Consider the following 24878-nt stretch of genomic DNA (forward strand, 5'->3'; position numbering starts at 1 on the left):
GTGCTGGTCACAGCGCGATCGCCAGATAGCGCGTTGAGTGCTGTTGTTACTTAGTTACACCTGCCCCGCGAATGCTATCTGTCTCCTGTTTAACCCTCGATCGCTTGAAGAGTATGACTTAGACCTTGCGGTGAGTACATCTATAGCCAGAACTAACTGTTTGAATTAGAGACTCAGGGGCACTCTAAGCTAGGCAACTTAAACACTTTCGTGGATCAAGTCTTATATGCTGTCACAACAAGACGCTACACTACCTCTCACTCAGGAAGCGTTACTCCACCGTATTGCCAATCGCATTCGCCAATCCTTAGAGCTTGAGACGATCTTAAGTACGACAGCAGCAGAAGTTCGCGCTTACCTGGGCACCGATCGAGTCAAAATTTATCAATTCCGACCAGATGAGCATGGGGTTGTTGTAGCAGAGTCACTGCAAGGCGATCGCTTGCCATCGCTTTTAGGGCTGCACTTTCCCGCAGACGATATTCCACGTTACGCCCGTGAACTGTTTATACGCGCGCGGCAGCGTTCGATCGTTGATCTTGGTAGCCATGAGATTGGTATTAGTCCACTCAACTGTCCCGAAACTGGAGAAGCGATCACCACGGCTGATATTCGGTACCGTCCCGTTGATCCGTGCCATCGCGAGTACCTGACAGCGATGGGAGTCAAATCCTCTGTTGTGGTGCCAATCGTGCTTGAAGGCGAAGCTGCTGGATCGTACAACCTGCCTTCACTCCAGTCTTCCAAGCAACTTTGGGGGCTTTTAGTCTCGCATCACGCTAACCCTCGTGTTGTTACGGAAGCAGAGCTGCAATTTATTCAGGCGGTAGTAGATCAGGTAGCGGTTGCCATCGCTCAATCGGTTTTGCTGGAGCAGGTGCGTGCTCAGGCACGCCAAGAAGCCAATATGAATCAGGTTACGGCACAGCTACAAATGTCTCCGACGGTCAATTGGCAGGATGCACTTGAAGCAGCTTCTGATACCCTTAGTGCAGGTGGTCGGTTGTATCTCTTTGGAGATAGTTGTTCACCAAAAGAAATTTACACTAATGGGGAGCAGCCCGCTCTCATTGATCCCGCCCAGAACCGTTCAATTGAAGAGAACTTGCTATGGCAGCAATATCTACACTCTGCCTTGGAGCAGCCTTCGGATGAAACAGGGCATAAACCCTGGTCGGTTGAGTGGATGCGAGCCGTTTACGAACTGGCAGACCCTGCTCATAACTTCAAGCCGATCGCGTCATCTTGGGCAGTGAATGATCTTTATAAAGAGCCTTTATGCCGCACCCTTGCTCCCTTCTTTGATGGCACAAGCATTCGCAGCGCTCTCATTATTCCTCTTAAGCACGGTGCCCAAATCATTGGCTGCTTAACCTTCTTCCGTAGCGAAATACAGACAGAAACTCAGTGGGCTGGGTACCACGATCCAGATACACGTCAGTTGATGCCGCGTCAATCCTTTGAAGGCTGGCGGCAACTTAAGAAAGGACAGGCACAGCACTGGACAGAAGAAGAGATTAAGTATGCTCAGGCTCTCGGAGAACGCTTTGCGGCAACAATCAAACAGTATCGGCTGTATCAGCAGGTGCAAGCGCTCAACACCAACTTAGAACGACAAGTAGAAGAGCGAACAGAAGCACTCAAACAGCAATCTGGGCAACTTCAGCAGTCTAATACCGAGCTGGAACGGGTAGTGGAACGGCAAATGACACTGTCTCGAATCGTTGCCAAAATTCGTGAATCCCTAGACATCGACACAATCTTTCAAACTGCCACGCAGGAACTAAATACTGTCCTTAAGGCAGAGCGCGTTGCCGTTTATCGCTTTAATGCCGATTGGGGAGGAGAGTTTGTCAGCAATTACGAAGCCGTTGCACCTGAATGGCAAAGCAATGGACAGCTTGGGGTAAACACCGTTTGGAACGATACACACCTACAAGACACTCAAGGCGGGCGATACCGTACAGGTGCTAACTCAGTTGTACATGACATTTACCAGCAGGGTTACGCTCAGTGTCATCTTGACCTCCTTGAACAGTTCCAAGTGAGGGCATTTATGGCTATTCCCATCTTTGCCGGTCAAACGCTGTGGGGCTTACTGGGTGTTTACCAACACTCTGCGACTCGTCAATGGAGAACGTCTGAAATTAAGTTTGTCAGCCACATTGCAGAACAATTGGGAGTTGCCCTGCAACATGCAGAGTTGCTGGCTCAGACACGACATCAGGCTGACCAATTGGCACAGACCTTGAATGATTTGAAGCAAACACAAGTGCAGTTATTCCATAGTGAGAAGATGTCTAGCCTGGGACAATTAGTTGCTGGAATTGCCCATGAGGTGAATAATCCCATCAACTTTATTGGTGGCAATCTAACTCACATTCATGAGTATACTCACACTTTATTGAAGCTGCTCCAGGCTTACCAGCAACAGATACCAACCCCATCACCAGATTTGCTTCAGCTTTTGGAAGACAGCGATTTGGCTTATATTGAAGAAGATTTTCCTAAGCTCTGCGCCTCAATGCGGATGGGAACTGAGCGCATTCGGGAGATTGTTCAATCGTTGCGGAATTTTTCACGGGTAGATGAAGCAGAGGTAAAAGCGGTAGACCTGCATGAGGGGCTAGAAAGTACGCTCTTGATCTTGCAGCATCGCTTGAAATTAGTTTCAGGTACGCCGATCGAGATTGAAAAGCACTACGAAACCTTACCTCCAGTTCATTGTCATGCAGGGCAACTCAATCAGGTGTTTATGAATTTGATTGGTAATGCGATCGATGAATTAGAGACCACTGAAAAAGACCAACCAGTTTCCAGAGTAGTGACCGTTTCAACCCGTTGTGCTGAGGCTGGCTGGGTAGAGGTCTCGATTAAGGACAATGGTCGCGGCATAGCAGAAGATATTCAAGCCAAGCTGTTTGATCCTTTCTTTACCACCAAGCCGATGGGGAAAGGCACCGGGTTGGGCTTATTCATTAGCTACCAAATCATTGAAAAGCATGGGGGACAGTTAATCTGTCAGTCCCAACCAGAGCAGGGGACCGAGTTTATCATTAAATTGCCTTGTTAAGTGAAGAGCAACTAGGGGTTGAAGCTACTAGAGATTGTCGATCGCCACCGGTTCCACCGCATCCGCCATCATGAAACCAAACACCCTGGAGTAAAAGTAAAACTCACCATCCAGCGTCCGTTTGATGTTTTCGGCTTTGCGAAAGCCGTGTTGTTCGCCTGCAAAGAGAACATACGCCACGGGAAGTTTTTTAGCGCGGAGGGCATTGACCATCATTTCTGCCTGGTTGGGTGGCACAACTTTATCTTCGTCTCCCTGGAAAAAGATCACGGGACAGGAGAGGCGATCGGTGGCATAGAGGGGCGATCGCTCTCGGTACAGTGCTTCAGCTTCGGGGTAAGGACCAATCAACCCATCCAGATAACGGGCTTCAAATTTGTGGGTGTCTTTTGCTAACGCTGCGAGATCGCTCACGCCGTAAAAGCTGGCACCTGCCTTAAAGACCTTGCGAAATGTCAGTGCTGCCAGCGTGGTATAACCACCCGCGCTGCCACCGTCGATGACCAGGCGATCGCCATCGACCCTACCAGCGTCAGCAAGATACTTGGCACCATTCGCGCAGTCATCTACATCCACAATGCCCCACTGACCTTTCAAGCGCTCGCGATAGGCGCGCCCATAGCCTGTGCTTCCGCCATAATTGACATCCAGCACCGCAAACCCACGACTCGTCCAGTATTGGATCTTCAGATTAAAAACAGTTGAGGTTGAACCAGTCGGACCACCGTGGCTTTTCACCAAGAGCGGCGGACGTTCATCATCAGGCGCAGTGTAGTCCTGATTGGTAGGCGGGTAGAAAAAGCCGTAAGCAATTAAGCCGTTTTCGGTGGGAAAGGCGATCGGCTCTGGTACGGAGAGGTAGCCTGGATCGATCGTTAAATTGCTGGAGCGACGCAGTATCTCAAGTTTCTGTGTTGCCAAATTCAGTTGGGCAATGACGCCTGGTTCTGTTGCCGAACCGGCATTAAACAGCACTCGACCCGCTGCCGCGCGAATACCGCCAATTTCGGTGTAGGGTGTGGTGATCGTCTCCAATTGCTTCGTCTGTGTATCCAAACTGGCAAGATACGAAATACCATCCTTGCTGTAAGTACAAATCAAACGGGTTGCAGACTCAAAGGCATAGTTGGAGATGCCAAAGACCCAATGGGGCGAACCAAATTCGGCTTCCATCGGGCAAAGCGCCTCGGTTTCTGCCTGCCAACGGTAGAGATTCCACCAGCCAGAGCGATCGCTGATAAAGTACAGCACCCCATCAGGCGACCACTTTGGTTCTAGCACCGACTCGTCCCTGCCACCCGCAATTTTTTGGGGTTCCTCTAGCGTCCCGTCGGCTGCGATGGTTGCTACCCACAGCTCAGTACTATCCCAGGGCATATTTGGGTGGTTCCAGTTAATCCACGCTAGTTGAGTACCATCGGAACTAAGGCGTGGCGATGAGTAGAAGTCGCTGCAAGAAACGAGAATTTGTTGATCAGTGCTGCCATCTAGGCTGAGGCTGACGATCGTATTCACTGCCTCGCCCTCGCCCGTATGGTCTTCTCGCACACAGATCAGTCGCTGCCGCTGGACATCAACCACACCATCGGCATAGCGCCAGGCTGTTTCAGGCGTAATGGCGACAGGTTCAGCACCGATTTCCTGGCGATACAAACGCTGATCGGCGAAGTTAGAAAAATAGACAGTGCCTTGATGGACAAGATATGACCCGCCCCCATACTCATGCACCCGCGTCCGTACGTTTAGAGGGTCTGGTGTAACGTCTGCAATTTGACCATTCGAGGTGCGTTGCACCAGCACATTACGACCCGCTTCAGTTGGACGCAACTCTGTCCAGTACACATTTTCGCCATCCAACCGGACGCTGCCCAACCCGATCGTGCCAGCCACAATCAAATCAGACGAGATGGGAGATTTCCAGGAACCGTAAGAGTCAATGCGAGAAGAGGTCATAAGGTGGGGAGTGAGGGGGGAAGAGGGGCAAGGGGAGTTTTGAGGCAGGGGGAGCAAGGGGAGTTTTGAGTTAGCCTTTAGCCTTTTAACTCCTGAGCCAGCCAGCAACTATTGTAACGAGGTCTTCTTAAGGCTGAGATCTTGAACAATCGCAGTAAAGATCTTATCGATCGTTTCTTTAGCGGTATGAAACTTTGGCACATTCCAAGCGGGGGGCTGCGATCGCTCCAGTTCATCATCGTTGAGATAGACGTGATAACGAAGCTCAATTTGGAGCGCTTCTACGCCTGCCATCTGACCATAGTGTCCCGTAATGTAGCCACCATTGAACACTTTATTTCGTACCGTCTGATAGCTTTTGCTCAGGAAATGTTTTTCTACAGTTGTGATTAAAGCGTCTGAACAGGTTTTGCCATTGCGGTTGCCCAAACAAACGGACTCTGTCAATGGCACTCCAAAGCTATGCAGATCCAGCAGGTAAACGTGCCCGAACGCCGCAATACGTTCTTGGAGGAGTTCAGTTAATTTTTGATGGTATGGAAGGTAGAAGGTGTCGATGCGTTCCTGTAGTTGTTCAGGGCTGGGAAGCGTAGCATAAATTGGTTTGTCGAAGGCAGTTTTCTCCGGCATCACCGCTGTCCAAAAGTTGCCAAAGATGGGATCTTGCAGTGGGCGGTTGAGGTCAACGACGTAGCGGCTATGAGTAGCTTGCAGAACTGTAATGCCTAAGGCCGGGAGCGATCGGTATAGTTGATCAAGATGCCAATCTGTGTGGGGTAGCGCTTGGAGGTGTTCCGGTAGAAACTGAGCCGCGATCGCGTCGGGAACGATCATCCCGCTATGCGGCAGATTCGCGACGATCGGCACTGCTTGCCCCGATGGTAAATGTAAAAGATAGGGCTTCATATGCATCAGCATAAGACGGATTGAAAACCAATGCCCCTTTTACACGCTACCAAGCAAGATTCCCCTACCTGCGGATTCCCCTAGATAAGAGCGCTTGAGAGGGAGCAAGCGGAAAAATCTATAGCCAGCCTCTGCATTGGTCTAACGGCTTTAGATCGCCCATGCTTGAATCCATGCTTGAAAAGAGCGGCAGTCTGGGACGAATCTAGAAACTTGGCGAACCATAACTACGATCGTTTTGGTATAAGGGCTATATCCGTAGCATCTACAAATGTGTTGAACTCTAAACCTGTCTGCGATCGCTGGTTTGCCACGCACCAAGTTAATCCCGGTCTTTATTGCATTGGCGAACTGCATTATTGGGAGTGGAATCGTGCGAACCTGTGGCTTATCAAAGGGCAAAAGCAGGATTTGTTGATTGACACTGGGTTGGGCGTGGCGAGCTTGCGCCAACATCTTGCGTCCTTGCTGGATAAACCACTGCTGGCGATCGCCTCTCATGTCCATTTTGACCATGCAGGCGGACTGCACGAATTTGACCACAGGGCTATTCACGCGGCTGAAGCAGAGGCTTTACGGACGGGCGACAACCACATGGCATTATGTGACTCCAAGTTTGGCTGGGTGCTGGATGAGCATTTTGAGCAGTTGCCCTATGCAGGGTTTACCGCGATGGAATATACCCTCCATAGTGCCGAACCAACGCAGCTTTTGCAGGAAGGCGACGTGCTAGATTTGGGCGATCGTGCGCTTGAAGTGTTGCATCTACCAGGACATTCACCGGGCTGCATTGCGCTGTACGATGCCAAAAATCAAGAACTCTTTTCTGGCGATGTAATTTATGATGGCGACTTGCTCGACCAACTACCAGGAAGCGACATTCCTACTTACATTGCCACATATGAGCGCTTGCAGAAGCTACCGATCGAAACAGTCTATCCTGGTCACTACGCTACGTTTGGGCGCGATCGCTATCAGCAAATTATGGCAGAGTATCTGGAGGCAAAGCGGCAACCGGGGTGCCCAGGGGAGGTAAGGGTAACGGCGTGAAGGAGTGAAGAGGGATGGGGGAGAAAGGGAGCAGGGGGAGATGGAGCATTTGCCGGATGGTTTAAGACGGTTGTTTGAGGGAGCGTTGGAGCCGGATGAGCTGTTTACGGCATTGATGCCAGCGTTGGGAGAGGTGTTGCCGTGCGATCGCTCTTTCCTCTATTTACGAGAGCCAGTCAAACAACATGGAATCATTACGCACTGCTGGGCACGTGATGGTCGGGCGGCGGATTGGCTGGGTGCCGATTGGTTAGAAGGTGCGAATGCACCGCCAGATCCGCTCATGACGCTCGCGCTACGTACCCCTATTGCCGTGTTTGTGGAAGATATTGAGACGGCGGGTAGTGATGTGGTCGATCGCGCCTATGAGCGAGAAACCTTTCGGCATCGCGCGTTGATTCATGCACCGATTTATGTTGATAAGGCGCTGATTGGCATTCTAGAGTGCTCTGTGTTTGAGACGCCAAGGGTGTGGAGTGAAGACGATCGACAGCTAATCGCGCATCTGCAAGCCAAACTCACGGCTCCCGCACAGGCATATCAAGCCACACTATTTGATGCATAAACTTAGCCTTTAGCTTTTAGCTTTTAGCCTTTAGCTTTCAGGCTTTTCCTACGCTGATCGCTGACCGTTGATGGCTCTTTTACTCAGCCTTCAGCCTTTTCCTACGCTAATCGCTGATGGCTGACCGCTGATAGCTCTACTACTTGTGACGAACACGATCGTAGATCTCTAAATAATCCTTACCAGGGTAGTTCCATGAATAGTCACAGTTCATGCCTTGTCGTTGAAACTTTTGGAATGCGTCAGGATTGTCGTACCAGAGATCCAGTGCTCGATCCATCGCTGATTCTAGTGCCACGTAATCAGTTTCGTAGAAGACATAACCGTTGCGCTCTTCGGGCAAATGGGTTTCATCGTAGTCGCGATCGAACACAGTATTGACCAACCCACCGACACCGCGCACGATCGGCACCGTACCATACCGCAGCCCAATCATCTGCGTCAAACCACACGGTTCATAGTTGCTGGGCACAATAATAAAATCGGCTCCTGCATAGATTAAGTGAGATAGCTCTTCATCAAAACCCAGTTCCATATGGACGTCTGGATTGTCGTTGAGGAACTGCTTTTCGTGCCAGAAATGGTCGTTAATGCCTGCTTCAGTTGCAGAACCTAGCAGTACAAATTGAGCACTACGGCTGAGAGCATGGTAAATGGCGTGATGTACCAGGTGTACGCCTTTTTGCTCGTCCAACCGCCCAATAAAACAGATGAGCGGTCGCTCGCGATCACGCAGCAGCAACCGTTCTCGTAGCGCTTGCTTGTTTTTTGCCTTGCCCGTTAGATCATCCTTGGTGTACGAGTGGGGCACATAGCGATCGTTCTCTGGATTCCACACATCATGGTCAATACCATTCAGTACGCCTGTAAACTTAGCTTGATGCAGATGCAGCGTGTGCCCTAAACCGTAGCCAATCTCAGTACAACGGGCTTCCCAGGCATGATGCGGTGAAACAGTAGTGACATAGTTTGAATAAACAATGCCCCCTTTCATAAAGTTGAGCGCAAAGGGATTGAAGTTGTCGCGCAGGCGATCGTAGTGGAAGTAATACTCTTCTCGATTTAGCCCCGTTGCCCACAGTACATCACTGCCACCCATGCCTTGGTGCTTGAAGTTGTGGATGGTGTAACACACGCGCTGGTTTTCCATCCCCTGATATTGATACATCTCAAACAGCAGGACGGGCACTAAGCCAGTCTGCCAGTCGTGACAGTGAATGACATCCGGGCGCTTGTTGCTTTGTAGCAGAAACTCCAGCGCAGCTTTGCTAAAAAAGGCAAAACGAATGTTGTCATCCACACAGCCGTAGTAGCGTCCCTGATTAAAAAATTTGTCTTGCGAATGAGGCTGAATGAAAAAACACAGCCGCCCATGTACCCAACCGCAATAAACGGAGCAGTGGATAGCACCGCCATACCAGGGCACCCATAGGTCTTGATAGGCTATGTGCAAGCCCCAGATATGGTCGTAGCGCATACAGTCATACATCGGCAAAATCAGCTCGATCGTATGACCGCGAAGTTCTAACTCTCGACTAAGCCCATAGACAACATCTCCCAACCCACCAGCTTTAATCACTGGGGCACATTCAGAAGCGATCTGTACGATATACATAGTGGCTCCTCGCTCAAGGGAGAATAACTGTTTCTACGCTCACAAAAGTATAGAATTTCTAGCATACTCGCAACCGAATCTATCGGCATCTCTACCCTCTGGCATATTGAGGGCTAGCTTAAGCGGTGGCACTCGCGCTGAACATTACTAACGTTAAACCACGAAGAGATGGAGCCGTTGCCGCGTTAAAGTTGTTTCGGTGCGCCTTTACTCAGTTTCTCTAGCGATCGTCAAAACGTTGAACAAGCGTCGAACCTGTACGACCTGTTGTCAGCCACAGAATTGCTCTCGCTCCATCACGAATCGCTTTTGAAAGAGGTTCGGTTGCCTGGTTAGACGGCATCGGTACGGGCTTAAACTCAATCCCTCGACTGCCAAAAACAAGCTCACCAATAATGCGAGCGCGACGCATATGGTAGTCCGATGTAATCAAGTAAACGCTATGAATACCTCTGGCTTGAAACTTATCGACCAGCGTTGTGAAATTGGTGACGGTATCCACAGCATCTCGATCGACATAAAGGCGTGACAGGCTGATGCCAGCGTCTTCAAAAACGCTTTCTGTATACTCAGGTGGGCTACCGCCAGACACCCAGATGGGGATATCGGGATGCTGACGCGCAAACTCAGCCGCAAAATCTTCTCGCTGTGGCGTACCGCCCAAGACCAGTATGGCTTGGGGTTTCAAGAAATAGCTTTTAACCTCGCGGTAGCCCAACCAAAGCAGTATTAAGACAAAAAACCAGAGCAATGATCGCGCCTTAAAACCTCGACGTTTCGAGGTCCTGGTGCGTTTGTGCTTTAAGTCGAACCGTCCCCTCAGCCCCATAAGTGCATACATCGATCGCGTTACTGGGCAGGCTATCATGCTTTTGCTTCTGCGCCTGCCAAAAAAATGCTCTTTCTAAATCATAAGCAAGGCGTTAAGGTAACGCCCTACTGTTAGGTTGCTTTACTGCGGCATAGACTGAGGTTGTGACGGCCCTTTTTCTTGTGCCTGAGCGATCGTCGCTTTAATGCGAGGCGTTTCCAAAAATTTCTTGGTGTCGGCTAGCAGGCGATTACCCCAAAGGTTTTCTTTTAGAAACTTCAAATCGCTGTATCGGCTGTCAGTTTGAATCGCTGTTTCGCCTAGCTTCAAGCCTTGTTCGCGATCGCCCTTTGCGTAGAGCGCCACTGCCATTGCTAGCTGTGGCTCGGCAGCCTTCGCGTCAATAGCTACGGCTGCCCGCCAGCGACGAATAGCTTCATCCACATCTCCACTTTCATACTTCAGCAGCCCAATGTTGTTAATAGCAGGCCAGAAGGTTTTGTCTTGGGCAATTGCTTTCTCATACTGGGCGATCGCGTCCGGAGTCTGGTTCAACATAAGGTATGCATTCCCCAGATCAAACAAAGCACCCGGAACATTCGGTTTCAGCTTTAAGCCTGCTTTAAGATAGTCGATCGCGGTTGCATAGCTGCTTTTCTGAAAATAAGCTGACCCTAACGCAAAGAGCACCGCCGAACTTTTAGCGTCTAAAGTTTGTGCCGTTTTTAATGCTGTAATGCCGTTGTCAAGCTCATTCGTTTGCAGATATAACCCGCCCAATAGCGACCAAACCTCTGGACTCTTCGGTGCAAGCTGGGTCGCAAGGCGTGCTCTGGGTAATGCCAACTCATACTGCTGAAACTGTGCTAACTGGGCTGCTTCTTGAGCCAAATTGAGCCCCTGTCGCTCTAATTTTGTTGGGTCTAGTTGCACACTATGAGGCACCAAATGTTGTGCCAAAGTGGGTTGGGCAGACCCCCACAAACCAAGCAGAAACAGTAACGAAAGGAACGCATTACGATTGGGCACGGGTCAGCCTTTGAACGTTGTAGTAAGTTGACAGATAGCTTAATTCATCTGCTGTCTATGGTGGCATAAAACTGTAAAAATGCCCCGAAAATGTCTCTCAGCCCTATTTCTCCAGCCGCTAAGAAGAGGGAGTTGGAGGCTACTGCGCTGCTGCCAGAATCAAGGCTCTAAAGAGCTTTTGGTGGGCGGGATCGTTAGGCGATAGTTCAGGATGCCACTGCACCCCGAGCGCCCAGGGATGATGCTCACACTCGATCGCTTCTAGTAAACCATCGGTAGCTTGGGCAGCGACGCGCCAACCAGAAGGCAGCGTTTTGACCGCTTGATGATGCCAGGACATCACATCAATCTGAATGGCTTGCATGAGTGCAGCTAGGCGGCTGTTGGCTTCAAGCTGCAAGGGATGAGGCGTGGGGCGACGGGGAGCATCTAGGCGATGGGCGATCGCATCACCATAAACAGCTGGCACATGAGGAATGAGCGCTGCACCGCTTGCTACACCTAATATCTGCATACCCCGACAGATGCCTAGAACAGGGATTTGCTTTGCCAAAGCAGCCTTAGCTAGAGTGAGTTCAAAGGCGTCGCGTTCTGCGTCTACTGAATAAATGGTGGGATGAGGCGCGCCCCCATAAAGTGATGGATCAATATCGCCGCCGCCTGCAAGAATGAAGCCATCAATTTTTTCTAGAAGGCGTTCTAACGGTGCTTGATGGGGCGGCAGCAAGATCGGCACTCCTCCTGCTCGCTGCACTGCGTCTAGGTAGGCTCCCGGTAAAGAGACATCCCCGGCTTCATTACGACCGTAAGTTGTGATGCCGATGATAGGAGCAGGATGGGACATGGGTAGGGGAGCGATCGCCTGATGCGGTTCTAACCTGTTGTAACCTATTCGGGCGTGACATAGGCAGCCGTGATGCCGCCATCCACTAGAAACGTAGAGCCATTAACAAAGGCAGACTCATCACTGGCAAGGAAGAGTGCCGCCTTGGCAATTTCGTCTGCCTGCGCGAACCGACCCGGGGGAATATGCACCAGTCGTCGCTGTCGTCGTGCTGGATCAGCTAGCAATTCATCCAGTAGCGGCGTTTGCACGGGACCAGGGCAGAGAGCATTCGCACGGATCCTTTGACGGGCAAACTCTACAGCGATCTCGCGAGTGAGGGAGAGCACCCCACCTTTGCTGGCAGTGTAGGCAATTTGTGGAGTAGCAGCGCCCATCACTGCAACAAAGGAAGCGGTGTTGATAATGGAACCACCACCGGCACGTAGCAATGCTGGAATGCCGTATTTGCAGCCCCAAAACACCCCTTTCAGGTTGACATTTAGAGTCAAATCCCAGATCGCTTCTTCGGTCTCCAGGACAGAGCCATCGGCAGGGTGAAAAATCCCAGCATTGTTAAACAGGATGTTTAGATGCCCATAGGTCGCTTCGGCAGTCGCGATCGCGGCTTCCACATCCGCCCCCTTAGACACATCAGTTCTAACAAAAATGGCTTCGCCTCCCTGCGCCTGAATCTGCTGTACCGTCTCGGCTCCGGCTACCTCATTCACATCACTGACCACTACTTTTGCGCCTTCTTTGGCAAAGAGCAGGGCAGATTCACGCCCAATACCGCTGGCGGCTCCGGTTATCAGGGCGACTTTATGGTCTAAACGCATCACTTATTCCTTTCAAATCGTTCGTTCAAAGCATTGGTGGAGCGGAAAATTTGATGGAGCGCAAACCTTGCCCAGTCAGACCGTTTGCCCGGAAGTGGCTTAAGCCCGCTCAAAGTAGCGCGATCGTTCCCAGCTTGTCACCACTTCATCAAATTTTCGCTGCTCCGTGCGGAAAAAGTGGAGGTAGTGTTCCACCACATCCACTCCCAGAACATCCCGTGCCCAGGTACTTTTCTCTAGCTCGTGAATGGATTCGTTCAGGCTAGAGGGCACCTGCGGCAACTCCTGGGCAGCGTAGACGTCACCCTCAAACATAGACGGCGGTTCGATCTGGTTGCGGATACCATCCAGCCCAGCCGCAAGGGTGACGGCAAACGCCAGATAGGGGTTAGCATCGGCTCCGGGGGCACGGCATTCCAATCGTAGAGCCGCTCCATGCCCTAACACACGAAAGCCAGCGGTGCGGTTGTCGTAAGACCAGGCAATACCAGTGGGTGCAAAAGAGCCAGCGACATAACGCTTGTAGGAACTGGGGTAGGGCGCATAAAAGGCAAAAATTTCGCGGATGTGGGTCATCCAGCCGCCCAAAAACCAGCGAAAGAGCGGGGAGCTGTGAACAGAACCGAAGGACTCATCGCCTGGGAAGAGGGCTTTGCCCGCACTATCCCACAGGCTGGCATGGATATGCATACTGGAGCCTGCGTAGCGTTCGTCCCATTTCGCCATGAAGGTGACGGCAACATTGTTTTGCCATGCGATTTCTTTTGCCAAGTGTTTGTACAGCACATGACGATCGCACATTTCCAAGAAGTCGGTATAGCGCAGGTTAATTTCTTGCTGCCCCGGTCCCCACTCGCCTTTGGAAAACTCTACGGGAACGCCAGAGCGATCGAGATGTTTGCGAATGGCACCAATGACAAACTCTTCCTTGGTGCCCTGAAAGATGTGGTAGTCCTCAATGTAGGCACCGATCGGCTGCAAATCGTGATAATGCTTGCGACGCGCCTCTTCGTAAGAATCGGCAAAAACATACAGTTCTAATTCCGATGCGCCCATAGCCGTATACCCCAAGGCTGCTGCTGCTTCCACTTGCTTTCGCAGAATGTTGCGCGGTGCCACACTGACGGGAACATTTTCTTCTTCATTCAATACGTCGCAGAGGACGATCGCGGTTTTCTCTAGCCAGGAGGCAAGACGCAGGGTTGTCAAGTCGGGAATCAGGCGAAAATCACCATAGCCACTTGCCCAACTGGTAAATTGATAGCCCGGTACGGGATCCATTTCCATATCGCAAGCAAGCAAATAGTCGCAGGCGTGAACGCCGTGAGGCAGCACATCATGGATGAAATAGTCGCCCGTAATGCGCTTGCCGACTAGCCGCCCATAAAGGTCAGGAAACACAGTCAGCACCGTTTCGATCGCTTCCGTTTCGACCAGTTCCTTCAGGGCATCGACAGTAAGCAGCCCACGCACTTCGTGGTTTGTCATCGGTTTAGGGGGCGATGGTTTATGCGGTAATCGGTTATTCGGCAATGAAAATGCTTTTGTATTCGCTGTAGTGGTCTAAAACTGCCATGCCTAGCTCGCGACCGAGACCGCTACGCTTGACACCGCCAAAGGGCGCTTCTAAGTGAACGCTATGCCCTGTGTTGATGGAAAGCACACCGGTTTCGATCGCCTTTGCTACACGCAAGGCTCGACCAATATCCCGCGTCCAGATGGAACCGGATAAGCCATACAGACTATCGTTGGCGATCGCCACGGCTTCTGCTTCGGTATCAAACGGGATCACGCAAACCACAGGACCAAAAATCTCCTCTTTGGCAATCCGCATGGTCGGCTGCACATCGGCAAAAATTGTGGGGGTGAGATAAGCTCCCTGAGCCAGTTGAGGATTGATGGGAATTGTGCCACCGTAGCGTAAGGTTGCGCCTTCCGCTTTACCAAGGTGGATGTAGTTCAGCACCCGATCGCGGTGGGCGGTAGAAATGAGGCAGCCAACCTGCGTCGCTTCCTCTAGTGGCTCACCAATAGTAAGGGACTCAAAATGCTGAGTGAGTTTTTCTAGAAAGGTGTCGTACACAGGGCGCTGTACCAAAAGGCGTGAGCGGGCACAGCAATCTTGTCCGGCATTGCCCAGCACACTCCACATGGCTTTTGGTGCCGCCAGCTCTAGATCAGCATCGGCAAACACCACGTTGGCAGACTTGCCGCCTAGCTCCAGCGTCACCCGCTTGATGTCATCTGCCGCCAATTTCATTACCTGGGTGCCCACTTCTGTAGAGCCAGTAAAGGAAACCTTTCGTACTAAAGGATGACGCACTAGAGCCTCACCCACCGTAGCGCCGCTGCCTGTCACCACGTTAAACACACCCGGAGACACCCCGGCTTCCAATGCCAGTTCTGCCAACCGCAGCGCTGTCAGTGGGGTTTGGGACGCTGGCTTGAGGACAATCGTGTTGCCCATTGCCAACGCGGGGGCTACCTTCCAGGCGGTGATGGCGATGGGAAAATTCCACGGGGCAATCAATCCACAAATGCCGATCGGTTCCCGAAACGTCAGACAGGTGCCAGCAGCAGCAACGGGAATGGTTTGCCCACCTACTTTATTAATGGCTCCAGCATAGTATTCAAAGCAATCGGCGGCTAGATTAACTTCTTCCCGCGCTTCGCCAATGGGTTTACCCACGTTGCGGCTTTCTAGCTGTGCCAATGGCTCCAGATTAGTGCGAATTAACGCTGCTAACCGGGTCAAAATCTGGGTGCGATCGCGTGAATTGACCTTGCGCCAGGCTACCCGTGATCGCTCTGCCACTTGCACTGCTGCATCCACATCCTGAGCATCACCAGCGGCGATCGTTGCCCACTCTTCTCCCGTCGCCGGATCGATCAGCGTTGAGTATTGCCCAGCAATGGCAGGACGGCGATCGCCATCAATCAGTAAATGCTCCGTTAACCCCATACCACTCACACCAACCTAAATTACCGTGGCAACCCATCTGGCTGATCAATTTCCTGCAATGCATACGACAGCAGCGCGTTTTCCTCTTCTGGCGCTCTAGAAACGAGCTTTCGGCGAGAATAAAGGAAGAAATACACGATCATTGCTCCCAGAAAAATTGCCACACCCCAAACGCCTGGACGGTAGCCAGGATCGGCAAAGCAGGCAACCAGCGCTATCAGCGAAAGTCCTGCACCGACGATTGCCCCAGGAATACCCAGTGGACTTTGGTACGGGCGAGCCAAATTGGGACGGCTAATTTTCAACTGGATGTAGCTGATCATATTGAGAAAATAGGAAATCACCGCTGCAAACACTGCCATATTCAGCAAGGCTGCACCCACGGCTTTCCCAGCAAACTGAATTGCTGCTGCACACGCTAGCCCAATCACACCGCCCAAAATCAGCGCTAGAGCAGGCGTATGATATTTACCTGTAAGCGATAGCCAGCGAGGCAGATAGCCAGCACGCGATAACGAAAACAATACTCGTCCATAGCCATAAATAATGGTATGGAAACTGGCGATCAAGCCGCTGATCGCAATGACAATCAGTGTACTGGTGAAAATGCCGGCGCCAAACACTGCCTGCAAGCCATCTGCCAACGGTGCCCCCGATTTGCCAATACCATCGGCTCCAGAGGCAACGCCGGAGTTCAAAATCAGCACTAGAAAAGCCAGAATCAACAGCGTAAAAATCCCCCAGGTTAACGCTTTGGGTACATCGCGCCCGGAGTCGTGGGCTTCCTCAGCCGCCAGGGGCAACTGCTCAATGCCTAAAAAGAACCAGATGGCATAGGGTAAGGCAGCAAAAATCCCACCAAACCCTTTGGGCAAGAACGCCGTCTGACCGGGATCAGGTGCAATGTTAGTCAGTAGTGCTGGGTCAAATTTACCAATGGCACCCAGATAAAAAATCACTAGCACGCTGGCTGCCATCACTGTAATAAACAGCCCAAACTTCAGCGTGAGTTCTACACCAATGATGTTAATGCCCACAAAAACCACATAAAACAGTACCCACCACACCGGGATGGGTACGCCCTTGAGCGGCTCCAAGGTATTCAGGTAAGACCCAATGAAGTACACAATAACGGCTGGGGTGAGCACAAACTCACAGGCATCGGTAATGCCGTTAAGAAAACCACCAAAGGGACCAAACGCATTGCGTGTAAACGAATAGGAGCCGCCAGCGTGAGGCAAGGCAGATGACATTTCGGCAATGCTGAAAACCATGCACACATACATGATTGCCATCAACACGGTAGCGATCGCCAAACCCCAAAAACCACCCGCTGCCAACCCCAAATTCCATCCCGAAAACTCGCCCGAAATCACGGCACCGACACCCAACGCCCAAAGCAATATCCAACCCGCGCTCCGTCGTAATTGCCGACGCTCTAGATAAGCATCATCCACATCTTCATAGGAAACTCCGCCCCGATTCCGATTCTTAGCCATACGATGCGCTCCATGTCTAGCGTATGAATCAAGCGTGGAAACTAACCCTGCCCTGCGATCGCAAAAATGGAAACCTGAATATCAAGCTTTCTTCAACGCCAAGCTTTAAGGTTTAGTATTAGACCTTAAGAAGTTCAAGATTGTGACTCAATATACTTTCTTCAAAACTTTGCCTGGTGGTGTGGCAGCAACTAAACAAAAAGCTGCAAAAGCGCCAGCAGGCTCTCACTGGGGTTGGTTAAAAACTCATAGCAATGTCCATGTATAAACCCTGCAATGTCTCTCCCATCGAAGCTTTAAATGCAGCAGAAACTGTGATTCAAGGCTTCAAGACCACGGTAAATGCGTATGAAATTACCGTAGAGCGCTTAAGCGCTGCCATCAAAATGGGGCTGTACCGTCCAGGTGATCAATTGCCGACGGAACGAGATTTAGCAGACATTATGGGAGTCAGCCGCACAACCGTGCGAGAAGCCATTCGGGTACTAGCAGCGCAAGGCTTTTTAAGCGTCAAGCGCGGACGCACAGGCGGCACTTTTGTCTGCGAGGGACTCGTATTACCGAGCGTCTGTGAACTGAAGCAGAGACTTGAGCAGAGAGGCACAACCCTCAACGAAATTTTAGATTATCGACTGGTAATGGAACCCGGAGTGGCAGAACTCGCAGCACAGCGAGCTAACAGCCAGCAGCTTGATGAACTGCAATCGCTGGTTGATCGAATGAAGCAAGCAGCCAATCACTTTAATGACCATCGCCATCTGGATACTAAATTTCATTTGCTGATTGCTAGCGCCACCCAATCGCGGCGGCTTACTACGATCGTGGCAGGCATTCATGCGGAACTCTCGGATTTACTAGCAATCATTCCTCACAGTCCTGCTGCCTGTCTGAGTTCCACTGCCCAACATCAGCAGATTCTCGATGCCCTTTGTGAAGAACAAGCAGACCGCGCCAGACGGCTAATGGCTGATCATATTGATCGCACCCAACGCTTGCTCAATGGTTTGCTGGGGTGACTGGCTCAGTGTCTTAAACTGCTTACTAACTCATTGTGTTCTAGCACAAACTTATTTGAGTGCTGCTTGGTTTACTTCCAACGCCAGCCTAGCGCAAGGGCGATCGCCCCCATCCCTACTAGCAAGCCACCTGCCAAGCGATACGTGACATCTAACCCAAAGGCACTACTGAGTGGTTGGCTGAGAATGGGCGAAACAAACTGACCCAAGAAAAATGCAGTCGTCAATCCACCTAATACTCGCCCTCTGAAGCTGCCAGGTACGGCGGAGGTTAAGCAAACATTCATGTTTGGCATCAGTAACCCTAATCCAGTTCCAGCAAGCGCCAGCCCCACTAAAACTATTGCATACGTTGTTGAAAAGCCAATGACGAGGTAGCCAACAGCCATCGACAGAAACGCGACCGTATAGATGCCCATGAACGACAGTCGCGCCTTGATTTGTTTGTAAGCGAACGCACTGGCTGCACTGAACAACGTAGCAAAGGCGATCGCCAGACCACTCTGCGAGGCATTCGCATCAAACAGTTGCTTTAGATAAAACGGTAACTGCACCGGAATCAGATAAAACACAATCTGCGATAAAAGCGCCACGACATAGGTTACACCTGCAATGCGCCAGGGAAAAACAGCAGGAGCCGCATCTCCCAAGCGTTGAGTATCGGCGGTGCGATCGGGTTCTGGCAACACAAACACCACAAGCGGAAAGATTAAAAGTGCCAGCAGGTAAATCAGGAATGGCATTCGCCAGTTGATATCTGCCAGGAAACCACCTAGTGATAAGAACACTACTCCACCTAAGCCCATAAACGCAGCTTGAAAGCCGAGAAACTGAGCGCGGGCTGCTTCAATGTAATAGTCGGCAATCAAGGCAGTCGCAGTCGTCATAATGCCTGCCACACTCAGTCCCAAAAGCACCCGCCCTACCAGGATCATGCCAAGATCGTTCAGGACGGCTCCAGAAGCGCCTGCTAGCCCATACACCACCACAGTTACAGCCAGGAGTGGTTTGCGTCCAAAGCGATCGATCAGCGTACCAACAAACAGCGCACCGAGCGCAATAAACAGTGCTGGAGCCGTCAAAACAAGCCGTACCCAGTAGTCAGCATTGGGTGTAGCGGCAAAATGATCGCGCATGGCAGGGAGAGAAGGGGCGATCGTGGCTCCTGCCATGACAGTGAGACTACTGCTGAGTAGCAGCGTCGCTTTGACGAGAAGAGAGTCCGTTCTGAGAGCGTCCGTTTTAAGGGTCATCGTTTTGCCCAAATGTTGCTTAACGCACAATCCATATCGCTTGAGCCAATGATGCCACTATTCATAATTTGTGCTTGAGAAGGATTGCTCATCAGAGCCAGGACGTTACCTTGCACTCAGGTTAACTCGATAAAATGCCCGCCATCCATTTTTCAAGCGCTTTCGGATCTTTAAGCAATTGAGCCTGCATCTCTTGTGCCTGCTCTCCTGGATAAACATCCTCAACCTCATCCACAACTGCCTGAAGTGCTTCCCGCACAACTGTTTCGGGCGCAACTTTTGGGGGCGGAAAATCCTTGCTCATCCCTGTGTCCACCGTTCCAGGCATCACCCCAACCACCAACGTTTTTTGCGAAGCAAGCTCAGCTCGAATGCCCTGCGTTGCCAATAGCGCCGCTGCTTTAGACGCACAATAGGAAGCGTTGAGCGGAAAATTGATTTTTGCCAAAACGGTGAGCATATTGATGATCGCACCACCCCCATTCATTGCCAAAACCGGAGCGAACGACAAACACATCCGCAGCATCCCGAAGTAATTCACCTCGATCTCTGATCGCATCTTGTCAAAATTCACGTCTGCTACCAATCGCTGATTGAAGCCAACGCCAGCATTGTTGATCAAGAGAGTGACATCAGCATACGCCTCCACCGCTGCTTTCACCGATGCCTCATCGGTAATATCGAGGGAAATTGGAATGATGCGATCAGGGTCTGCCGCTGCAATGTCTTTAAGGCTATCTAGATTCCGTGCCCCTGCATAAATGCGAGTCGCGCCAGCAGCCTGTAAGCCTTGAATGTAGTATTGCCCAATGCCACCATTTGCCCCTGTCACCAATGCGATCGCACCTTGAACCTGCATTTTGTTCTGTCCTCATAGGGGTTGCCATTAGCCGTTAATGGTTTGTCAGTTGCAACAACCAAAATCAATGACCAGTGACTCATAACCAGTAACTAGTAGCCATGACCAGGGTATACTCGTACTGACTTTTTCGGAAGTACTTACTTTTTTGTAAGCTCATTCCACAAACAGGGAAGTAATAGTAGATGAGCGATGAACTCACTCAAGGCACCGTGTTTGTGCAAGCCACACTCAAAGTGTTAGGTGGCAAATGGAAAATTTTAATTCTGTGGCATCTAAAAGATCATGTGAGACGATTTAGCGCGCTCAAACGCTTGATGCCAGAGATTACAGAAAAGATGCTGATTCAACAACTGCGAGAATTAGAAAAAGATGGCATTGTGAGTCGTAACGTTCACTCAGAAGTGCCGCCCAAAGTAGAGTATGCCTTTACAGCCTATGGTCTGAGCCTAAAACCTGTTTTGCAGGTGCTTTGCAACTGGGGAGAAAATCATCTCCAACGCAGTTCCCTGCAGGACGATCAAGCCGAAAGCCCCCTGCCTTAGAACTGGATTAATCAATAGTTCTTCGCCTGTTCATCGGTGAAACACCATAGCCATTGCTCTCCCAATTCTGCTGAACTGATTACAGTATGTCCGCTCTCCTCATAATGACGACGGGCGTGTTGATTTTTGGAAGAGTCGCAGCACAACATCTTGCCGCAGGTTTGGCAGATTCGCAGATGCACCCAGCGATCGTTGATACGAATGCACTCCTCGCACCGAAAGACGGGGTAATTGGCTTTTGAAATCAGATTTTCTAGAGTCAGTTCATTCAGGTGTTGGCAGGGCATAAATTTTGCAGTACGTGAATGAGGTGAAAGTGAGACTCGAAGTCGTCACATCTCAAGATAATAGGGTGAAGCGAATGGGGTGTCTATCTGGAACGGTTGAGTTCTACAAGGTTGAATCGCAACAATGATGGACGATGTGTAGGTATGGGCGTTGCAGTATGAAGGGATGAATTGAGCACACTGGTGAGCCAATGCTTCGAGTGAAACGTTATGCCTCGTTTGAGTTTCGCTAAAGCCAGCGTGCGTCAGTTGTTTATCCCTTAAGTTTGCACTCTTACTTGAAGAATCAACTTTAAGGGGAGCAGGGGCGTTCTACAGTATTCTAGATAGCCTAACTTCTATTGCGCTGAATCATGGATCGCTTTACTGTCGCTGTCATCACCCAAACGCCGAAGCCCCAGCAAGCGATTTATGCGGCGATGCACCAGGACTATGCCGAAGCTTTTGTGTGGGACGATCGCGACACCTGGCCCGACGAAACCAAATGTGGCGAAATTGTGGTCAAAAATCTCTTATCAGGCAATCGAGGTCACTATGGACCGCTGGAACACCCCCAAATCGTACTTAACTGCGGTTGGTTTCCGCATAGTACGATGCAGCAGATACGAACACATCGGGTTGGCGTGAGTTTTGATGTTCAGTCGTTTCGTTATACCGGGCAACGAATTATTGATGTGGCAGAGGGAAAGCAAGACGTGGAAGAAGTGTTCTATTTGCGTCCGTTGGGAGTCTACAGTGATCGCCAGGGTAAGCGCTACGAATACACTGAAGCCATTCGCCAGCAGGACGTAGAATGGTGCCTGGCTGCCTGCAAGCGCTACCAGGAGCGGATTCATCAAGGCTTCTCTGAAGAACACGCGAGGGGACTCATTCCCTTTGATGTGCGGCAGCATTGGGTGATGTCTGCCAACGTTCGATCGCTCATGCACCTGCTCGATCTGCGCTGGAAGCTCGATGCTCAACTGGAAGCGCAAAAACTGTGCGAAGCCATCTGGCCTCACTTTCAAGCCTGGGTGCCCGCGATCGCCGACTGGTACGAAGCGAACCGACTCAAAAAAGCTCGCTTGTCACCGTAAGGTCTTCTGATCACGAAAAGAACTTAGCACCGCACAAAGCACGATCGCACTAGCAAACGCCTTCAAACCGTCACTGCTTGGTCATCACGTTCCACGAAAAACGCGGCATAGAGAATATAGGAACGTTACAGCAACCTTTAAGAAAAGTTGCTAATGAGCAGCGTCAAAGCAAGCTAAAGGCTAAGAAAAATGGAAGCAGCCCAAGATAGCTAAACAGCGCTAAAGGTCATTAGCCAAGAAGTTTCAGTCTTTTGAGCGGCAAAACCACGTCTTCTGCAAACGATATAGTCATGTCTAATCGTATGCCCTTCTATGGACACTGGCGTTTGACGCGCCGTTTCGCATTATGCCATTTACACAAAGCGATATTCTTTTGCTAGCGAAACAGCCCCATGTGGTGCGCGTACTGTCCTCGCTGCTAAAGCACTCTCATTACACAGTTGCCAGTACTAGCTTAGAAGAGCAGGCGCTGGCTCAAATCGATCGCAAACCACCGTTCCTAATTATTTTGGCTGGCGACACTCAGCATTGGTCTCAGCCGCTGCTAAGAAAACTGCGACACGCTGCTAATGTCCATCGCATCACGCTGGTAGCATTGACCGACTTTCATACACCTCGCTGGATGCACCAAAACGAAGCCCCTGGCTTTGATGGCTTTTTAGTCTATCCCTTAGGTGGTGAAGTGCTGTCGTCATTGGTAGAGTCGGCACATGCCCGGCAAGCCCTTTCTTTAGCAATGTAGGGCGAGTGAATGGAGTTTGCACCCGCCTACCCGCTGCTTTATCGCGCACTCAAGCCGCTGTTTCCAGGTTGTCTATGGTCTGGTGCTACCACTGATCGCACGATCGCGCTCACGTTTGATGATGGTCCGCATCCTCACTATACCCCTCAGTTGCTTGCAGTACTGGAGCACTATAGCGTTACCGCAAGCTTCTTTTGGCTAGGTCAATGCGTACAGCGATCGCCTATAACTGCCCGCACCGTTTATGAACAAGGGCACTGGCTTGGACTGCATGGCTACGACCACCAAGCCTTTTCTTCACTTTCGGCAACAGCGCTAAAGCAAACACTTGCACGAACGCAAGCCGAAATTTCACAAGCGTGTCAGGTGTCCCCGGCTGCTATACGTGATGTCCGTCCGCCTAACGGTTTCTTTACACCCCGTACTCTGGCACTGTTACAGCAGTGGCAATATCGTTCTGTCATGTGGAGCGTTGTTCCCGAAGATTGGGTACGCCCCGGTGTAACGACGGTTGTACAGCGCATTTTAGAACAAGTGGAACCCGGTTCGATTATTGTGTTGCACGACGGCTACCACGGTGGTGCAGACGTTGCAGCAACGGTTGAGCAGTTGATTCCCGTACTAATGGCACAAAATTATCGCTTTGTTACCATCGATGAACTTTGGCAGGGGCACTATCCCTAGCATGAGGCAAGGTGAAGTTTTCAGGTTTTACGATCGTTAAACCCACTAAGGCGCTGAAACCGCAAGCCTGATTTTTCATCCGTTATGTTACAGGTTTAAGCGCTTTAACCATACTGAAAAGAGTAGTGCCTCTGGGCATCATAACTTAAGCTCCTTCCTAGAGCTGCTTGCGGCTCGATCGCAAAACCATCACATTAGAACACACGTTCTGTCGAGCCGCTACTACCGTTCCTGCCAAATCATGCTTATGTTGCCCCTCATTCTTCATGAAGCGCAAATCTTCACCTTTAGCTTTTGGTTTAACGGAAGCATCCGCTGGGGGATGCATCATGAGGGTGAGCTTTACTGCCGCCTAGGGTCATTTCCGCTTCAAAAACGTCCTCAGGTGTATCAACTCGGTTGCAAACTTGCTCGGCAGCATACCTCGATCGTCCTCAGTAGCTCCGCAGTTGCCTGTAGTCTTTGGGGGAGTCTGCGCGATCCGTCGTTAAAAAGAATTTTGACCACTGCTAACACAACTAGTCTTTTAGAGGCAATGCTCTACCCTCAATCCAAAACCGCTCCTAGCATCAGTCAGCCTACGGGTAATGAATCGACCCAGTCCCTACCGGACGAAGATAACTGACGAAAACCGGAAGTGTTAACAAAGTTTTACACTTGTGCCCAGCGCGTTCAACTTAAGACAAACGGCGGAGCGCAATTATATAAAAATGTGAACCCTGCAATAGCTGTAGTCCCCTCTCAGCCTGGCTCCTAGCTATCCTTGCGTTCCTTGGAGCAATGGCTGGAAATTCGTTAGAATGGCTGAGTTATCCCAGCAAGATGTGGGTGGTGACCCAAGCAATTTTTTAATATTTTAGAGAAACTTGGTGATCATTTAATACGGCTCTGTTAACTTGGAGTATCTAAGTTACATCAGTAGCAACGGTTCATTCCTCTTTGGAATATAAGCGAGAGCAAGCTTAGGCAACATTAGTCTAAGGTTTGATCTTTACGCTTTACCTGGTCGAACCTTCTATCTGTGCAGTAGCTAGAACTTAGCCCCTAACCAACGTTTAGACATTGTGATCACTCATTTGCGAGGTTGCCCAACTATGCAGCTTTTTAGTGATCTGGTTTCTAACGTTTAATGCCTCCCTGCTCTGCCATGACGCGATCGGTAGGGAAACCCTAACCGTTTGCTAGGCTAAATAGCCGACTGGTGTGATGCAACTCACTGATGTTTGTTACCAAATCAAGGTAAAAGCGTGCAGCTTTTGTCAGAAAAGCTACAATCAGAGTCATCTCTCGC

At 50.6% G+C, this 24878-nt stretch carries 23 protein-coding genes; 9 read left to right on the forward strand and 14 right to left on the reverse strand.

The window, feature by feature from the left end; translation table 11 throughout:
• Positions 1-226 precede the first annotated feature (226 nt).
• Positions 227-3073, forward strand: coding sequence for a GAF domain-containing protein (locus tag H6F86_RS18140; RefSeq protein WP_190450124.1), 2847 nt, complete (start codon positions 227-229; stop codon positions 3071-3073).
• Positions 3074-3100: 27 nt separating this feature from the next.
• On the opposite strand, the gene H6F86_RS18145 is transcribed toward H6F86_RS18140, so the two are convergent.
• Together H6F86_RS18145 and H6F86_RS18150 are read right to left on the reverse strand one after the other, a co-directional pair.
• On the reverse strand, positions 3101-5026 hold the full coding sequence (locus H6F86_RS18145; protein ID WP_190450125.1) for a S9 family peptidase: 1926 nt from the start codon (positions 5024-5026) through the stop codon (positions 3101-3103).
• Positions 5027-5134: 108 nt separating this feature from the next.
• Positions 5135-5932 (reverse strand): N-formylglutamate amidohydrolase, encoded by a 798-nt coding sequence (locus H6F86_RS18150; protein WP_190450126.1) that lies wholly within the window; start codon positions 5930-5932, stop codon positions 5135-5137.
• Positions 5933-6205: 273 nt separating this feature from the next.
• On the opposite strand from H6F86_RS18150, the gene H6F86_RS18155 reads away from it, so the two are divergent.
• A complete protein-coding gene (locus H6F86_RS18155) occupies positions 6206-6982 on the forward strand; it encodes an MBL fold metallo-hydrolase (protein ID WP_347240635.1) in 777 nt (258 codons plus the stop codon).
• Positions 6983-7022: 40 nt separating this feature from the next.
• Positions 7023-7547, forward strand: a complete 525-nt coding sequence (locus H6F86_RS18160; protein WP_190450127.1) for a GAF domain-containing protein — start codon at positions 7023-7025, stop codon at positions 7545-7547.
• Positions 7548-7686: 139 nt separating this feature from the next.
• Here the strand turns inward: H6F86_RS18160 and glgA are convergent, their stop codons facing one another.
• From glgA to eat, 8 genes are all read right to left on the reverse strand, one after another.
• Entirely contained in the window at positions 7687-9162 is a 1476-nt protein-coding gene (gene glgA / locus H6F86_RS18165) for a glycogen synthase GlgA (RefSeq protein WP_190450128.1), read from the reverse strand.
• A 220-nt stretch (positions 9163-9382) separates the two neighbouring features.
• Complete coding sequence (locus H6F86_RS18170; RefSeq protein WP_242033581.1) at positions 9383-10030, reverse strand: YdcF family protein; 648 nt, start codon at positions 10028-10030, stop codon at positions 9383-9385.
• 84 nt (positions 10031-10114) lie between these two features.
• Complete coding sequence (locus tag H6F86_RS18175) at positions 10115-11002, reverse strand: tetratricopeptide repeat protein (RefSeq protein ID WP_190450129.1); 888 nt, start codon at positions 11000-11002, stop codon at positions 10115-10117.
• A 139-nt stretch (positions 11003-11141) separates the two neighbouring features.
• On the reverse strand, positions 11142-11846 hold the full coding sequence (locus H6F86_RS18180; RefSeq protein ID WP_190450130.1) for a gamma-glutamyl-gamma-aminobutyrate hydrolase family protein: 705 nt from the start codon (positions 11844-11846) through the stop codon (positions 11142-11144).
• 44 nt (positions 11847-11890) lie between these two features.
• Positions 11891-12664 (reverse strand): glucose 1-dehydrogenase, encoded by a 774-nt coding sequence (locus tag H6F86_RS18185; protein WP_190450131.1) that lies wholly within the window; start codon positions 12662-12664, stop codon positions 11891-11893.
• Between the two features lie 99 nt (positions 12665-12763).
• Positions 12764-14152 (reverse strand): glutamine synthetase family protein, encoded by a 1389-nt coding sequence (locus H6F86_RS18190; protein ID WP_190450132.1) that lies wholly within the window; start codon positions 14150-14152, stop codon positions 12764-12766.
• A gap of 34 nt (positions 14153-14186) precedes the next feature.
• Positions 14187-15626 carry an aldehyde dehydrogenase family protein gene (locus H6F86_RS18195; protein ID WP_190450133.1) on the reverse strand — a complete coding sequence of 480 codons (1440 nt, stop codon included), beginning with the start codon at positions 15624-15626 and terminating at the stop codon, positions 14187-14189.
• Positions 15627-15646: 20 nt separating this feature from the next.
• Positions 15647-17125: an ethanolamine permease gene (gene eat, locus H6F86_RS18200; protein ID WP_190450134.1), complete on the reverse strand. Its 1479-nt coding sequence runs from the start codon at positions 17123-17125 to the stop codon at positions 15647-15649.
• A gap of 260 nt (positions 17126-17385) precedes the next feature.
• Here eat and H6F86_RS18205 point away from each other — a divergent pair, with 260 nt between their 5' ends.
• Positions 17386-18141 (forward strand): FadR/GntR family transcriptional regulator, encoded by a 756-nt coding sequence (locus tag H6F86_RS18205; RefSeq protein WP_206756054.1) that lies wholly within the window; start codon positions 17386-17388, stop codon positions 18139-18141.
• Positions 18142-18212: 71 nt separating this feature from the next.
• Here H6F86_RS18205 and H6F86_RS18210 read toward each other — a convergent pair whose 3' ends face one another.
• Together H6F86_RS18210 and H6F86_RS18215 are read right to left on the reverse strand one after the other, a co-directional pair.
• The gene (locus tag H6F86_RS18210) at positions 18213-19394 is read right to left on the reverse strand and encodes an MFS transporter (RefSeq protein WP_190450136.1); all 1182 of its coding nucleotides are present in this window, start codon (positions 19392-19394) and stop codon (positions 18213-18215) included.
• 121 nt (positions 19395-19515) lie between these two features.
• Positions 19516-20253, reverse strand: a complete 738-nt coding sequence (locus tag H6F86_RS18215) for an SDR family oxidoreductase (protein WP_190450137.1) — start codon at positions 20251-20253, stop codon at positions 19516-19518.
• Between the two features lie 185 nt (positions 20254-20438).
• Between H6F86_RS18215 and H6F86_RS18220 the strand changes: the two genes are divergently transcribed.
• Complete coding sequence (locus H6F86_RS18220; protein WP_190450138.1) at positions 20439-20798, forward strand: helix-turn-helix domain-containing protein; 360 nt, start codon at positions 20439-20441, stop codon at positions 20796-20798.
• Positions 20799-20809: 11 nt separating this feature from the next.
• Here the strand turns inward: H6F86_RS18220 and H6F86_RS18225 are convergent, their stop codons facing one another.
• Positions 20810-21085 (reverse strand): UBP-type zinc finger domain-containing protein, encoded by a 276-nt coding sequence (locus H6F86_RS18225; protein WP_190450139.1) that lies wholly within the window; start codon positions 21083-21085, stop codon positions 20810-20812.
• A gap of 353 nt (positions 21086-21438) precedes the next feature.
• Between H6F86_RS18225 and thyX the strand changes: the two genes are divergently transcribed.
• The 3 genes from thyX to H6F86_RS18240 all read left to right on the forward strand — a co-directional run bounded on the left by thyX (position 21439) and on the right by H6F86_RS18240 (position 23587).
• Positions 21439-22161, forward strand: coding sequence for an FAD-dependent thymidylate synthase (gene thyX, locus H6F86_RS18230; RefSeq protein WP_190450140.1), 723 nt, complete (start codon positions 21439-21441; stop codon positions 22159-22161).
• Positions 22162-22507: 346 nt separating this feature from the next.
• Positions 22508-22903 (forward strand): hypothetical protein, encoded by a 396-nt coding sequence (locus H6F86_RS18235; protein WP_190450141.1) that lies wholly within the window; start codon positions 22508-22510, stop codon positions 22901-22903.
• 9 nt (positions 22904-22912) lie between these two features.
• The gene (locus tag H6F86_RS18240) at positions 22913-23587 is read left to right on the forward strand and encodes a polysaccharide deacetylase family protein (protein ID WP_190450142.1); all 675 of its coding nucleotides are present in this window, start codon (positions 22913-22915) and stop codon (positions 23585-23587) included.
• A gap of 157 nt (positions 23588-23744) precedes the next feature.
• On the opposite strand, the gene H6F86_RS18245 is transcribed toward H6F86_RS18240, so the two are convergent.
• Positions 23745-23918 carry a hypothetical protein gene (locus tag H6F86_RS18245; RefSeq protein ID WP_190450143.1) on the reverse strand — a complete coding sequence of 58 codons (174 nt, stop codon included), beginning with the start codon at positions 23916-23918 and terminating at the stop codon, positions 23745-23747.
• Here H6F86_RS18245 and H6F86_RS18250 point away from each other — a divergent pair.
• Positions 23910-24212 carry a hypothetical protein gene (locus tag H6F86_RS18250; protein WP_190450144.1) on the forward strand — a complete coding sequence of 101 codons (303 nt, stop codon included), beginning with the start codon at positions 23910-23912 and terminating at the stop codon, positions 24210-24212. The genes H6F86_RS18245 and H6F86_RS18250 overlap by 9 nt on opposite strands.
• The last annotated feature ends 666 nt before the right edge of the window (positions 24213-24878 follow it).

Origin of the sequence: Phormidium sp. FACHB-592 (assembly GCF_014695795.1) — a bacterium.
Taxonomy (GTDB): Bacteria; Cyanobacteriota; Cyanobacteriia; order Leptolyngbyales; family Leptolyngbyaceae; genus Stenomitos.